At 76.0% G+C, this 13,150-nt stretch carries 13 protein-coding genes; 5 read left to right on the top strand and 8 right to left on the bottom strand.

The window, feature by feature from the left end; all coding sequences use genetic code 11:
• Both V6U79_RS09370 and V6U79_RS09375 read right to left on the bottom strand, forming a co-directional pair.
• Positions 1-681 carry a response regulator gene (locus tag V6U79_RS09370; protein WP_334522433.1) on the bottom strand — a complete coding sequence of 227 codons (681 nt, stop codon included), beginning with the start codon at positions 679-681 and terminating at the stop codon, positions 1-3.
• Entirely contained in the window at positions 678-2,267 is a 1,590-nt protein-coding gene (locus tag V6U79_RS09375; protein WP_334614274.1) for an ATP-binding protein, read from the bottom strand. The genes V6U79_RS09370 and V6U79_RS09375 overlap by 4 nt, the downstream gene beginning before the upstream one ends.
• Before the next feature lie 100 nt (positions 2,268-2,367).
• On the opposite strand from V6U79_RS09375, the gene V6U79_RS09380 reads away from it, so the two are divergent.
• Positions 2,368-3,768, top strand: a complete 1,401-nt coding sequence (locus V6U79_RS09380) for a cation:dicarboxylate symporter family transporter (RefSeq protein WP_334614275.1) — start codon at positions 2,368-2,370, stop codon at positions 3,766-3,768.
• A gap of 98 nt (positions 3,769-3,866) precedes the next feature.
• Here V6U79_RS09380 and V6U79_RS09385 read toward each other — a convergent pair whose 3' ends face one another.
• Positions 3,867-4,358 (bottom strand): hypothetical protein, encoded by a 492-nt coding sequence (locus V6U79_RS09385; protein ID WP_442933755.1) that lies wholly within the window; start codon positions 4,356-4,358, stop codon positions 3,867-3,869.
• Positions 4,351-5,685 (bottom strand): molybdopterin-dependent oxidoreductase, encoded by a 1,335-nt coding sequence (locus V6U79_RS09390; protein WP_442933756.1) that lies wholly within the window; start codon positions 5,683-5,685, stop codon positions 4,351-4,353. The genes V6U79_RS09385 and V6U79_RS09390 overlap by 8 nt, the downstream gene beginning before the upstream one ends.
• A gap of 207 nt (positions 5,686-5,892) precedes the next feature.
• Between V6U79_RS09390 and V6U79_RS09395 the strand changes: the two genes are divergently transcribed.
• On the top strand, positions 5,893-6,954 hold the full coding sequence (locus V6U79_RS09395; protein WP_334614276.1) for an NAD-dependent epimerase/dehydratase family protein: 1,062 nt from the start codon (positions 5,893-5,895) through the stop codon (positions 6,952-6,954).
• Between the two features lie 195 nt (positions 6,955-7,149).
• Here V6U79_RS09395 and V6U79_RS09400 read toward each other — a convergent pair whose 3' ends face one another.
• The gene (locus V6U79_RS09400) at positions 7,150-8,637 is read right to left on the bottom strand and encodes a hypothetical protein (protein ID WP_334614277.1); all 1,488 of its coding nucleotides are present in this window, start codon (positions 8,635-8,637) and stop codon (positions 7,150-7,152) included.
• A 145-nt stretch (positions 8,638-8,782) separates the two neighbouring features.
• On the opposite strand from V6U79_RS09400, the gene V6U79_RS09405 reads away from it, so the two are divergent.
• Genes V6U79_RS09405 through V6U79_RS09415 form a run of 3 tightly spaced genes read left to right on the top strand, consistent with a single transcriptional unit; the run spans position 8,783 to position 10,760 of the window.
• Positions 8,783-9,457, top strand: a complete 675-nt coding sequence (locus tag V6U79_RS09405; RefSeq protein ID WP_334522416.1) for a glycosyltransferase family 2 protein — start codon at positions 8,783-8,785, stop codon at positions 9,455-9,457.
• Positions 9,454-10,134: a TIGR04282 family arsenosugar biosynthesis glycosyltransferase gene (locus V6U79_RS09410; protein ID WP_334614278.1), complete on the top strand. Its 681-nt coding sequence runs from the start codon at positions 9,454-9,456 to the stop codon at positions 10,132-10,134. Before V6U79_RS09405 ends, V6U79_RS09410 begins: the two co-directional genes overlap by 4 nt.
• Positions 10,134-10,760: a class I SAM-dependent methyltransferase gene (locus V6U79_RS09415; RefSeq protein ID WP_442933287.1), complete on the top strand. Its 627-nt coding sequence runs from the start codon at positions 10,134-10,136 to the stop codon at positions 10,758-10,760. The genes V6U79_RS09410 and V6U79_RS09415 overlap by 1 nt, the downstream gene beginning before the upstream one ends.
• Here the strand turns inward: V6U79_RS09415 and V6U79_RS09420 are convergent.
• The 3 genes from V6U79_RS09420 to V6U79_RS09430 form a co-directional block, all read right to left on the bottom strand.
• The gene (locus V6U79_RS09420) at positions 10,750-11,802 is read right to left on the bottom strand and encodes a sensor histidine kinase (RefSeq protein WP_334614279.1); all 1,053 of its coding nucleotides are present in this window, start codon (positions 11,800-11,802) and stop codon (positions 10,750-10,752) included. The genes V6U79_RS09415 and V6U79_RS09420 overlap by 11 nt on opposite strands.
• Positions 11,795-12,490: a response regulator transcription factor gene (locus V6U79_RS09425; RefSeq protein WP_334614280.1), complete on the bottom strand. Its 696-nt coding sequence runs from the start codon at positions 12,488-12,490 to the stop codon at positions 11,795-11,797. Before V6U79_RS09425 ends, V6U79_RS09420 begins: the two co-directional genes overlap by 8 nt.
• Before the next feature lie 113 nt (positions 12,491-12,603).
• Positions 12,604-13,146, bottom strand: a complete 543-nt coding sequence (locus tag V6U79_RS09430; protein ID WP_334614398.1) for a sigma-70 family RNA polymerase sigma factor — start codon at positions 13,144-13,146, stop codon at positions 12,604-12,606.
• Positions 13,147-13,150: the final 4 nt, after the last annotated feature.

Here is a 13,150-nt window from a genome sequence, read left to right on the forward strand (position 1 = left end):
TCAGATCGGCCGGTACTCGACCTCCGGGCGTCCCGGCGTCCCGTAGCGGGGGCTCCGGACCACCCGGCCGGTGTCGGCCAGGTGCTCCAGATAACGCCGGGCGGTGACCCGGGACATGCCGGTCCGCTCGGCCACCTCCGACGCCGACTGCCCGGGACGGCTGCGCAGCGCCTCCAGCACCGCGTCGAGGGTCGGCGCGACGAGCCCCTTGGGCAGGGTGCCCGGCGCGGTCCCGCGCAGCGTGGCGAGCATCCGGTCCACCTCGTGCTGCGCCGCCACCGCGCCACCGCCCGACGCCTGCGCCCGGTACGCGGCGTACCGTTCCAGCTTGTCGCGGAAGGCGGCGAAGGTGAACGGCTTGAGCAGGTAGTGCGTCACCCCGAGGGCGACCGCCGCGCGGACCATGCTCAGGTCCCGGGCCGAGGTGACCGCGAGGACGTCGGCGGAGCTGCCCGCGGCCCGCATCGCCCGGCACACCTCCAGCCCGTGCAGGTCCGGCAGGTTGAAGTCGAGGAGCACCAGGTCCACCTGGTCGCCGGAGCGCAGCACGCTCATCGCCGCGCTGGCGGTCGGCACCACCGCCACCACCCGGAACCCGGGGATCCGCTCGGTGTACACCCGGTGCGCCTGCGCGATCAGCTCCTCGTCCTCCACGATCAGCACCCGGATCTCGTCGCTCATGCCGGGGTCTCCAGCCGCACCGGCAGCCGGATGCGGAAGACGGTGCCGCCCTCCGGCGCGGGGCCCACCTCGTACCGGCCGCCGTGCCGGGCGACGACCTGCCCGACCAGGGCCAGCCCCAGCCCTCGGCCGGCGCGCTTGGTCGACCAGCCGCGGCGGAACGCGTCGGCGACCTGGCCCGGGGGCAGTCCGGGACCGTTGTCGGCCACCTCCACGACGACCTCCCCGTCGGTGGCGACCACGCGGACGCGTACCCGGCGGGGTGGTTCCGCCGTGGCGACCGCCTCCAGGGCGTTGTCGACCAGGTTGCCCACGACGGTGAGCAGGTCGGCGGTGGGCAGCGCGCCCACGTCGAGCCGGGACTGCGGGTCGACGCTCAGCTCGACGCCCCGCTCCGCCGCCTGGGCGGACTTGCCGAGCAGCAGCGCGGCGAGCGCCGGCTCGGCGATCGCCCCGACCACCTGGTCGGTGAGCTGCTGGGCCAGGGCCAGCTCCTCGGTGGCCAGCCGGACGGCCTCGTCGGTCCGCCCCAGCTCGACCAGGGTGAGCACGGTGTGCAGCCGGTTGGCGGCCTCGTGCGCCTGGGCGCGCAGCGCCTCGGTGAGCCCGCGCACCGAGTCCAGCTCGCTGCTGAGCGCGCGCAGCTCGGTGTGGTCGCGCAGGGTCAGCACACTGCCCTGGGCGTGGCCGTCGAGCGCGGTCGGACGCTGGTTGGCGACCAGCGCCCGGTCGCCGGTGAGGATCAGCTCGTCGTGTGCCGCCCGGCCGGAGGTGACCAGCTCGACCAGCGCCGGGGGCAGGCCCAGGCCGGTGAGCGGCCGGTCGACCACCGACGCGTCCGGGTCGATCCCCAGCAGGCGGCGCCCCTCGTCGTTGACCAGGGCGATCCGCCCACCGGCGTCGACGACCACCAGTCCCTCGCCGACCGAGTGCAGGACGGCGTCGTAGTACTCGTACATCCGGGTCATCTGGGCCGGGCCGAGGCCGTGGGTCTGCCGCCGTAGTCGCCGGCTCAGCAGCCAGGAGCTCAGCCCCGCCAGGGCCAGCACCACCGCCGTGACGGCGAGCAGGGCGGGCGCCCGACCCAGCAGCCTCTGATTGATCGACTCGGTGGTGATGCCGACCGAGACCAGCCCGGTCACCGCGCCGTCCGTGCCGCGTACCGGCACCACTGCGCGCACCGACTCGCCGAGGGTGCCGGTGTTGACCACCGTGTGCGGGCGGCCGGCCAGGGCCGGGCCGATGTCGCCGATGAACGGCTGGCCGACCCGGGCCGGGTCCGGGTGGGAGTACCGGGTCCGGTTCGGTGCCATCACCACCACGAAGTCCGTGCCCGTCCCGGTCCGCACCGATTCGGCGTACGGCTGGAGCGTGGCCGCCGGGTCGGGGGCGCGCAGCGCGGCGATCACCTCGGGCGACCGGGCGACCGTCTCGGCCACCGCGAGCACCTCGTCCGTGGCGGCCTCCCGGGCGTCGGCGCGGGCGAGGAGGGCGGCGCCGACCGCGCCGGCGGCGACGAGCAGGGTGACGACCAGCGCCTGCAGGGCGAAGAGCTGTGCCGCGATGCTCCACTTCCGTGCGGTCATGTCCCCTCTGATCAGGTCGTCGTCACGTCGACACTTCACTGCGGTGAACAGAATGAACGCAAGGCTGCTTCCGGCTGAGACCTGGGCCACAGTCTCACCCATGCAGACCTCCACCACCACACCTGCCGTGCGGCCCCGCCGGGACCGCACCCACTACCTGTATCTCGCGGTGATCGTCGCGGTCCTCGCCGGCATCGTGGTCGGCTTCGCCGTCCCGGAGCTGGCCAAGGAGCTCAAGCCCCTCGGCACCGGGTTCGTCGCGCTGATCAAGATGATGATCAGCCCGATCATCTTCTGCACCATCGTGCTCGGCGTCGGCTCGGTACGGCAGGCGGCCAAGGTCGGCAAGGTCGGCGGCCTCGCGCTCGGCTACTTCCTGGTCATGTCCACGGTCGCGCTCGCGATCGGGCTGGTCGTCGGCAACCTGATCCACCCCGGGGCCGGCCTGCGGCTCAACGCCGAGCTGGCCGGGGCGGGACAGGAGGCGGCCGGCGGGTCGAGCGAGGGGACGGTGGACTTCCTCCTCGGTGTCATCCCGACGTCGCTGCTCTCCTCGCTCACCGGCGGGGAGGTGCTCCAGACGCTGCTGGTCGCCCTGCTGGTCGGCTTCGCGGTGCAGGGCATGGGCAGCCGGGGTGAGCCGGTGCTGCGCGCGGTCGGCGTGATCCAGCGGCTGGTCTTCAAGATCCTCGCCATGATCATGTGGCTGGCCCCGATCGGGGCGTTCGGCGCGATCGCCGCCGTGGTGGGCGCGACCGGCCTGGACGCGCTCAAGAGCCTCGTCCAGATCATGCTCGGCTTCTACGCCACCTGCCTGGTCTTCGTCGTGGTGGTGCTCGGTCTCCTGCTCCGGCTGGTCGCCAAGATCTCGATCTTCTCGCTGCTGCGCTACCTGGGCCGGGAGTTCCTGTTGATCGTCTCCACCTCGTCGTCGGAGTCGGCGCTGCCCCGGCTCATCGCGAAGATGGAGCACGTCGGGGTGAGCCGGCCGGTCGTCGGCATCACCGTGCCCACCGGGTACTCCTTCAACCTGGACGGCACCGCGATCTACCTGACCATGGCCTCGCTCTTCATCGCCTCCGCGATGGGTGACCCGCTCTCCGTGGGCGAGCAGGTGTCGCTGCTGGTCTTCATGATCATCGCCTCGAAGGGCGCCGCCGGCATCACCGGCGCCGGCCTGGCCACCCTCGCCGGTGGTCTCCAGTCGCACCGGCCCGACCTGGTCGACGGGGTCGGGCTGATCGTCGGCATCGACCGGTTCATGTCCGAGGCCCGGGCGCTGACCAACTTCGCCGGCAACGCGGTGGCCACCGTCCTGGTCGGCACCTGGACCGGCGAGTTCGACCGGGAGCAGGCGCGGGCGGTGCTGGCCGGCGAGCGTCCCTTCGACGAGACCACGATGGTCGACGACGACCACGGCGCCGACGATGCCCCGACCGCCGACGACGCCGCGAGCGTCGGCGACCGGCCGGCCGCCGAGCCGGCGCGGGTGGGTTCCTGACCGCCTGATCCACCGGGATGCGGCAGGTCGGGGTGTCCGGGCGGGTGGACGGCTGCGACCTGCCGCATCCCGTGGTGGCCGGCCCGGGTGACCGGACGTCAGCCGCGGGGGCGGGTGGGGGCGCCGGCGCGTCGCAGCCGGCGCAGGCCGTAGAGGAGCGCGCTGGCGGCGAAGAGCACCCCGGTCACCGCGAGCCAGCGACCGAGCAGCGGCCGGGGCGCCAGGCCGGTCGCCGCCTCGTAGGTGTCGTCGCCCAGACCCAGCACGCCGGGGAGGTGGACCAGCAGGAGCAGCCCGGCGGCGAGCGCGGGGACCCGGACGTGGTTCAGCGCCGACGGGACCGGCGGGCGGCCCGCGGCGGTCCGGTCCCGGTGGACCAGGGCGGCGCGCAGCCCCCGGTCGACGGCGGCGTACGCCGGAAAGAGGACGAGGTCGTGGGCGATCACCGCGCCGAGGAACCAGAGCAGCATCCGGACGGCCGTCGGCTCGCCGGCCAGCCGCAGCACGATCCACCCGGTCACCGTGAAGCAGCCCATCAGGAGCAGCAGGTGCCAGGGGGCGGCGCCGTAGCGGCGGCGGAGTTCAGCCACCGGACCGCTCCTCGAAGACGATCTCCCGGACCCACTTGGTGCAGTGCACCCCGGGCAGTGCCGGGACGATGATCCGGGCCGGCCAGCCGTGGTCGGGGGAGAGGTCGACGCCGTTGACCCGCAGGGCGAGCAGCGAGTCGCCGTCGCGTACCTGGTTGGCCTGGAGGGCCGCCTGGTTGAACTGGCCGGCCCGCTCCAGCGACCGGACCCGTGCCGACGCCGGGTCGGGTGTCCCCACCATGGCGGCGAGGTCCCGCAGCCGGACCCCCGTCCAGGTCTGCGACGTGGACCAGCCCTCCACGCAGGCGATCGGCAGCCGGGCGGTGTGCTGGGCCAGGGCGAGCAGCGCGGCCCGGTCCAGTTCGACGGTGCGCCGCGCGCCGCGAACGGTCAGCCGCCAGTCCGGCCCGGTCTCGGCGGGCGCGATGCCGGCCGCGGCGGCGGTGCGGTTGACCGGGAAGCCGTTCGGCCCGCCGCCGGGCTGCCGGCCCCGGGGCAGCAGCAGCGCCGTGCGGCGCAGCGCGTCGATGCTCTGCCCGACGGTCAGCGCCGCCAGCAGCAGCGCGCCCCCGCCGGTCAGGGCCAGCACCCCGCGCCGGCTGATGGTGGCCGGGCCGGGCCGCCGGGCCACCAGGCCGTCCGGATCCGGCGGCTCCGGACGGGTCCGCTCCAGCGGGGTACGCGCGTGGCCGGGCCCCCGCAGCGCGGTGAACACCCGGGGCAGCTTGATCGAGACGTGGGTGACCAGGGCGGCGGTGAAGACCCAGGAGCCGTACCAGTGGGCGGTGTAGAAGTCGAAGCCGAACAGGTAGGCGTACTGGATGTTGAGCAGGCCGGTGACGGTCTGGAAGAGGATCCCGCCGACCAGCAGCAGCAGCGACAGCCGTTCCAGCACCTGGGCGGCCGAGCGGGCCGGCGGCCAGTCGAAGAGCTTCGGCACCACTGACCAGAGCTTCGCCAGCACCACCGGGACCAGCACGATGCCGAGCGTGACGTGCAGACCCTGGGTGACCCGGAACAGCCAGGCAGGTCGGGTCGGCCAGTCCGGCACGGGCGGCCGCAGCCAGCCCACGTCGCGCGGGAAGGACTGGCCGAACCGGGGACCGTAGGCGATCCAGTCCAACAGGCCGGTGACGATCACCAGGGGCAGCGTGGCGAGCAGCGCCACACCGAACACCGAGGTCAGCCACGGGCCACGGACCGGGCTGCGCCAGGCGCCCGCGACCGCGTCGACGCCGGGTGGCCGGCGCCGGTCCAGTCCCCGCCACAGCCGCGCCGGGACGGGCGTCGAATCGCCCGCCGGGGGCGGCGGGGAACTGGCGGGCACGGAACCTCCTGTGGACGACGGCGGCCGGCCGGGCGCCGGGCGGAACGGTCCGCGCGGCGGGGCCCTCGTGCAGGACGCTAGCCGCCGACGCCTCCGGGGCGTCCGCTTCGCCGCATTACCGAAGGCTTACCGCCGGCCCCTTACGGAGTGCTGACGTCCGAGCCGAACCGGCCCGCGGGCGTCCCGGGTTGTCCTAGCGTGACGGGAATGCGGGTACTGCTCACCGGCGCGGCCGGTTTCATCGGATCGCAGGTCGCCGACCTGCTGGCGGCCGAGGGACACGAGGTGGTCGGCCTGGACGCGCTGCTGCCGCAGGCACACGGAGGGGAACTGCCCGGGTGGGTGCGCCGGCACGATCCGGTGATCGGCGACGTGCGGGACCCGGAGCTGCTCGACCGGCTGCTCTCCGGTGTGGACGCGGTCTGCCACCAGGCCGCCATGGTGGGCCACGGGCTGGACCCGTCGGACGCCCCCGGGTACGCCAGCCACAACGACTACGGCACGGCGGTGCTGCTCGCCGCGATGCACCGGGCCGGGGTGTCCCGCCTGGTGCTGGCCAGCAGCATGGTGGTCTACGGCGAGGGTCGCTACGAGTGCGCCCGGCACGGCGTCGTCCGGCCCGCCCCCCGACGCGCCGCCGACCTGGCCGCCGGCCGGTACGACCCGACCTGCCCGGACTGCTCCGGCACGCTCACCCCCACCCTCGTCCCGGAGGACGCCCCGCTGGAGCCGCGCAGCACGTACGCGGCGACGAAGCTCGCCCAGGAGCACCTGGCCGCCGCCTGGGCCCGGCAGACCGGGGGCGGGGTGTGGGCGCTGCGCTACCACAACGTCTACGGCCCCCGGATGCCCCGCGACACCCCGTACGCCGGGGTGGCGTCGATCTTCCGGTCGGCACTGGCCGACGGCCGGCCGCCCCGGGTGTACGAGGACGGCCGGCAGCGACGGGACTTCGTGCACGTCACCGACGTGGCCCGGGCGAACCTGCTGGCGCTGGCCTCGCCCGCTCCGGACGCCTTCGTGCCGGTGAACGTCTGCTCCGGTGAACCGCACACCGTCGGCGACCTGGCGGAGGCGCTGGCCCGCGCGATGGGCGGCCCGGAACCGGAGGTGGTGGGCGGGGCCCGGGCGGCCGACGTACGACACGTCGTCGCCGACCCCGGCCGGGCGCGGGAACTGCTGGGCTACGCGGCGCGGGTGCGCTTCGTCGACGGGGTGACCGCCTTCGCCACCGATCCGCTGCGGGAGCCCGCCGCCCTGGCGGTCTGACCGCCGCCCGCCGCCCCGCCGTCGGGCGGAGAGCGGGCGTGAGCGCCGGTCGGCCTGCAGCCCGGGAGCGGTGTCGCCCGCCGGGCGGATTTCAAAACGAGCGTGATGACTGTGAGGCATGTTGATACCTCAGAGTCATCACGCTCGTCGCGACATCCGGGTGGACGGACGTTACGCTGCGTTATCAGCTGACGGTCAGGAGACCGTGAACAGCAGGTGGTTGACGGCGAGGGCGGTCAGCGCCTGCCCGCCCAGCCACCAGCGCCGGGCCGGCGCGGGCAGGTGGGCGGCGGCGACCAGGAGCCAGACCACGAACGGCAGCCAGATCCGCTCCACCTCGGCCTTGCTCAGCCCGGACAGGTCGGCGGCGACCACCGCCAGCGCGGCGGCCGCCGGTAGCAGCACCACCGCTCCGAGGCCCCGGACCCGTCCAGCGAGCGCCGCCGCCTGGCCCGCCGCCGCTGCCGGATCCGGCCCCGCCGCCCGGCCTGACAACGTCGCCTGGACCAGCGCACCCGGCCCCGTCGCCCGGGCCAGCGCAACCGGCCCCGTCGACCGCCAGCCCGCGCGGGCGGCGACCAGCGTGCGGCGCAGGGCCGGCCCGAGCACCGGACCGGCTGAGAGCAGCAGCGCGGCCAGGTTCGCCCAGACCCAGTAGCCGTACGGGCGGTCGGCCGCCCAACCCTGGTAGTAGCGCTCCACCACCCGGTCGTACCCCTCCCACCATTGGAAGCCGGCGAGGGTGAACACGGCCGCCACGGCGGCGACCCCGGCGGCGCCGGCGAGCAGGGCGGTCGCCCGGCGGTCCCGACGCAGCGCCAGCACCACCAGCGCCAGCGGACCGACCAGCACGAACCCGTACGACAGGTAGAGCGCGAAGCCGAGCAGCAGCCCGCCGACCAGCGCCGTCCCCGGTCCCCGGACCGCGAGCAGTGCCAGCCCGGCGGCGACCACGCCGGTGAAGATGCCGTCGGCCGAGGCGCCCACCCAGACCGCGCCGGGCAGCAGCACCAGGAACGGCAGCACGGCCCGGGCCGCGTCGGGGGCGCCCAGCGCCCGCAGCGCGACCGGGACGGACACCGCCACCGTCGCCCCCACCAGCACGCAGGTCAGCGCTGCCGCCGTCCCCCCACCGAGGCCGACCCGGTCCAGCCCCACGAAGACCAGCAGCGCGCCCGGCGGATGGCCGGCGGTGTGGGTGGACCACGAGTCGGGTTGGAAGTCGATGATCCGGTCGGCGAACCCGGCCAGCATCTGCCGGACGTCGACCACCCGGGGCACCTCGTGCAGGTACTCCGCCTGTGTGGTGAGCCGCCGGGTCAGCCCCGCCGACCCGCCGTCCACCAGGGCCAGGGCGAGCGTCCAGGCCACCGCGGCCAGCCAGCCGGCGGCCAGCAGCGGGCCCCACCGCGCGGTCCGCGCCCAGCGCCAGCCGGGGCCGAGCACGACGACGGCCACCAGCAGGGCGGCCGGGGTGCCCCAGCCGACGTGCGGCCGCCAGGTGGCGTAGACGGGAGCGGCGTCGGCGTGCAGGCCGACCCCCCGCCGGTTGAGCACCGCCCCGACCGCGACGGCCGCGGCGAGCAGCGCCGCCTCCACGCCGAGCACGACCAGGTCGCCCCGGTCCCGGACCGGGACCCGGTCCGTGGCGGGTGAGCGGGGCACGGTGGTTGCGGGTCTCATGACGACCGGACGGTACGGGCCGTGCCCGCCCCCCGTCCGGCGAACCGCCGTTCTGTCATCGGACGGTAAGAAATGCCTGCTCGGTAAGGTTTCCGTAAGGCCGAACGGGGTCTGCGCCACGCCCCGCGGACCTAGCGTCGGCGGTATGCCGACACAGATCGACGTGGTGCTGCCGTGCCTGGACGAGGCCGCCGCCCTGCCCGGCGTGCTGACCGCGCTGCCGCCCGGATACCGGGCGATCGTGGTGGACAACGGGTCGCGGGACGGCTCGCCGGAGGTGGCCGCCCGGCACGGCGCCCGGGTGGTCCACGAGCCCCGCCGCGGCTACGGCTCCGCCGTGCACACCGGGATCGAGGCCGCCGACGCCGAGCTGGTCTGCGTGCTCGACGCCGACGGCTCGTTCGACCCGGGGGAGCTGCCCGCCCTGCTCGCCCCGGTCGCCGACGGCAGCGCCGACCTCGCCGTCGGCCGGCGCCGGCCGGTCGGCGCGGGGGTCTGGCCGTGGCACGCCCGGGCCGGCACCGCCCTGGTCGCCGCGCTGCTGCGGCACCGGGGGGTACCGCTGCGGGACCTCAGCCCGATCCGGGTGGCGCGGCGGGAGGAGCTGCTCGCCCTCGGGGTGGCCGACCGGGCCTTCGGCTATCCGCTGGAGCTGCTGATCCGCGCCGCCGCCGCCGGCTGGCGGATCCACGAGCACGACGTGGCGTACGCGCCGCGCGCTGCCGGCACCCGCTCCAAGGTCTCCGGCTCGGTACGCGGCACGCTGCGCGCCACCCGCGACTTCGCCGCCGTGCTGCGCACCGTGGACGGCCGGCGATGACCGTGCTGCTGGTGGTGGCGAAGGCGCCGGTGCCCGGGGCGGTCAAGACCCGGCTCTGCCCGCCCGCCACGCCGGAGCAGGCCGCCCGGATCGCCGCCGCCGCGTTGCTCGACACCCTCGACGCGGTCCGCGCCACCCCCGGCGTGACCCCGGTGCTGGCGCTGGCCGGACTCCTCGGCGACGCCGAGGACGCCACCGACCTGACCGCCGCCGTCGCCGGCTGGCCGGTCCTGCCGCAGCGGGGCGCCGACTTCGCCGCCCGGCTCGCCCACGCCCACGCCGACGTCGCGGCGGCCTACCCCGGCCGGCCCGTCCTCCAGGTCGGGATGGACACCCCGCAGCTGACCGCGGTGCGGCTCGCCGCGGCCGTACGCCGGCTCGGGGTGGCCGACGCGGTGCTGGGCCGGGCCGCCGACGGCGGCTGGTGGGCGCTGGGCCTGCGCGATCCCCGGCACGCCGCCGCGCTGCGCGCGGTGCCCATGTCCACCGCCGACACGGGCCGGCTCACCTGGCTGGCGCTCACCGAGCGCGGCCTGCGGGTCGCGCCGCTGCCGCTGCTGCGCGACGTGGACGACTGGGCCGATGCCGGCGCGGTGGCCCGGGCCGTGCCGGGCGGCCGTTTCGCCCGGGAGGTCGCCGCGGTCCGGCGCGGTCTCGTCGTCGGGGGCCGGCGGTGATCCCCGACGCCTTCGGCACGACGCTGCGCGACCGGGATGTCGGCGCCCACTGGCTGGTGCACGCCGACGGGGCGCGCAGCCGGCTGCCGGTGGACCGGTGGCACGGGCCGGCCGAGCCGGCGGCCGAGGCGGTCGTCGCGCGGTGCGCCGGCCCGACGCTGGACCTCGGGTGTGGCCCCGGCCGGCTCACCGTGGCGCTCGCCCGCGCCGGGCTGACCACCGTGGGCGTCGACGTGTCGGCCCGTGCGGTCGACCTGACCCGGGCGCGCGGCGCGGTCGCCGTCCGGGCCGACCTGTTCGACCCGCTCCCGGCGGAGGGGCGGTGGGCGCACGTGGTGCTGCTCGACGGCAACATCGGCATCGGCGGTGACCCGGTGGCGCTGCTGCGCCGGTGCCGGACGCTGCTCCGCGCCCGGGGCACCGTCCTGGTCGAACTCGACGCGCCGGGCACCGGCGCCTGGCAGGGGCAGGCGCACGTGGTCTCCGGGCGCCACCGGGGTCCGGCCTTCCGGTGGGCGCGGCTGGACACCCGGGCGGTGCACGAGCGGGCCGCACCGGCGGGCCTCGTCGTCGGCGAGGTGTTCCGCTCCGGCCGGCGCTGGTTCGCCGAACTCGTCACGCCGTAGCGGTCCGCCGCTGCTGCGCGTCGGCCAGGGGCAGCCGCACCACGAACCGGCAGCCGTCGGCGACGTTGCGTACCTCGACCCGACCGCCGTGCGCCTCGACCAGCCCCCGCACGATGGCCAGGCCGAGCCCGCCGGAGCCCTCGTCGCCGCCGTTGCCGGGCCGGGGGGTGCGGGCCGGCTCACCGCGGAAGGCCACGTCGAACAGGCGCGGCAGGTCCGACTCGGGGATGCCGCCGCAGGTGTCGGCGACGGCCAGCCACGCCTGGTCGCCGTCGCGGCCGGCGTCGACCCGGACGGTGCCGTCCTCCGGGGTGTAGCGGACGGCGTTGAGCAGCAGGTTTCCCACCACCCGGCTCAGCTCCGGCTCGCTGGCGGTCACCGTCGGCCAGCCTGAGTCGGCGGCGACCAGTCGGATCCGGCGGGCCGCGGCCACCGGCGCGGTGCCCGCCAGGGCGTCGGAGACGACGTCGCCCAGCGGCACGGCCGACAGCGACAGTCGCAACGCTCCCGCGTTGATCCGGGACAGCTCGAACAGGTCGTCCACGAGGCGGGTCATCCGGTCGGTCTCCACCCGGATCCGGCGGTGGTACTCGCCGACCGTCTCCGGGTCGGCGACCACCCGGTCCTCCAGCGCCTCGGCCATGGCGCGCAGCCCCGCCAACGGCGTGCGCAGGTCGTGCGACACCCAGGCGACCAGGTCCCGGCGGCCCTTCTCGATCCGGCGTTCCCGCTCCCGGGCCTGGTCGGCCCAGACCGCCGCGGCCGCGAGCCGGCGGCCGAAGAGCCAGCCGACGGCGAGGCTGACCACCGCCGCCGCGGCGACGGTGATCAGCACCACCTCCAGGTCGTGCGGGGAGAGGAACATCGCCTCGGCGACCACCGCGACGCCGGCCGCCACGGCGGCCACCGTCGTGGCCAGCAGCACGGCGATGTGCACGGTGATCGACCGGCCGCGCAGCAGCCGCAGCGCCGCCGCGCCGAGCAGCCCGACGCAGCACGCGGCGGCGAGCGCCGCGCCGAAGATCAGTGCGAGGTCAGCCATCGACCGGCTCGTACCGGTAGCCCACGCCCCAGACCGTGACGATCCGGCGGGGCGTGGCCGGGTCGGTCTCGACCTTCTCCCGCAGCCGGCGCACGTGGACGGTCACCGTGGACTGGTCCCCGAAGTGCCAGCCCCAGACCCGTTCCAGCAGCTCGGCCCGGCGGAACGCCCGGGCCGGGTGGCGCATCAGGTGGGCGAGCAGGTCGAACTCGCGCAGGGTGAGGGCCAGCTCGCGGCCGTGCAGCCGGGCCACCCGCGGGCCGGTCCGCAGGGTGAGCCCACCGTCGGTGAGCACCTCGGTGTCCACCGCGGCCGGCTCGCCGCCGGCCCGGCGCAGCACCGACCGGACCCGCAGCACCAGCTCACGCGGGGAGAAGGGCTTGCTCAGGTAGTCGTCCGCGCCCAGTTGCAGGCCGAGGATCCGGTCGGCCTCGTCGCCGCGCGCGGTCAACATCACGATGGGTACGCCGTCCGGCCGTTCCCGCAGCCGCCGGCACACCTCCAACCCGTCCAGCACCGGCAGCATCAGGTCCAGCACCACCAGCTGCGGCGGCGCCGCGGCGACGGCGGCGAGCGCGGCGGCCCCGTCGGAGACGTGGTCCACCAGGTAGCCGGCGTGTGCCAGATAGCGGCAGACGACGTCGCTGACCGTCCGGTCGTCGTCGACGACCAGCACCCGTTGCGCCACGCGGACCTCCCCCTCGTGCCGGTCAGCGTAGCGGCGGGTCGCCGCCGGCGCGGCGCCGCGAAGCTTGCGATCCCCTTACGTCCCGCCCCGGAGCACCGCCTTCCAAAAGGGAGTCAGCCCGCCCGGGCGGAGACCCGCTCCGCCATCGCCTCGACCAGGTCCGCCCGGGCCCGCGCCACCCGGGACCGGATGGTGCCGACCGGGCAGTCGCAGACCCGCGCGGCCTCGGCGTAGGAGAGGCCGAGCAGCTGGGTGGCGAGGAACGCCTCCCGCCGCTCGGGCGGCAGTTGCCGCAGCAGCGCGTCGAGCACGACGGTGTTCTCGAAGCGGCCGGTGGCCGGCGGGTCCCAAACGTCCAGGGGCGCGGCCACCGGCCCGGCCCGGCGCGACCGGAGGTGGTCGGCGGCGACCCGCCGGGCGATGGCGAAGAGCCAGGTCCGCGCCGAGGACCGACCGGCGAACCGGGGCAGCGCGCGGATCGCCCGCAGGTACGTCTCCTGCACCAGGTCGTCGGTCTCGGCGTCGGTCAGCAGATGCCGCAGGAACCGCCAGGTCGGCGCCTGGGTGGCCCGGACGAACGCGGCCAGCGCCAACGGGTCGCCCCGCCCGGCGGCGAGCGCCCAGGCGTTGATCTGCGCGTCGTTCCGGTCCACCACGTCC

This window comes from Micromonospora psammae (assembly GCF_036902725.1).
Classification (GTDB): domain Bacteria; phylum Actinomycetota; class Actinomycetes; order Mycobacteriales; family Micromonosporaceae; genus Micromonospora.

Coding starts and splice junctions, on each gene's coding strand:
- V6U79_RS09370 (WP_334522433.1), bottom strand. CDS start 681: ATGAGCGACGAGATCCGGGTGCTGATCGTGGAGGACGAGGAGCTGATC.
- V6U79_RS09375 (WP_334614274.1), bottom strand. CDS start 2,267: ATGACCGCACGGAAGTGGAGCATCGCGGCACAGCTCTTCGCCCTGCAG.
- V6U79_RS09380 (WP_334614275.1), top strand. CDS start 2,368: ATGCAGACCTCCACCACCACACCTGCCGTGCGGCCCCGCCGGGACCGC.
- V6U79_RS09395 (WP_334614276.1), top strand. CDS start 5,893: ATGCGGGTACTGCTCACCGGCGCGGCCGGTTTCATCGGATCGCAGGTC.
- V6U79_RS09400 (WP_334614277.1), bottom strand. CDS start 8,637: ATGAGACCCGCAACCACCGTGCCCCGCTCACCCGCCACGGACCGGGTC.
- V6U79_RS09405 (WP_334522416.1), top strand. CDS start 8,783: ATGCCGACACAGATCGACGTGGTGCTGCCGTGCCTGGACGAGGCCGCC.
- V6U79_RS09410 (WP_334614278.1), top strand. CDS start 9,454: ATGACCGTGCTGCTGGTGGTGGCGAAGGCGCCGGTGCCCGGGGCGGTC.
- V6U79_RS09420 (WP_334614279.1), bottom strand. CDS start 11,802: ATGGCTGACCTCGCACTGATCTTCGGCGCGGCGCTCGCCGCCGCGTGC.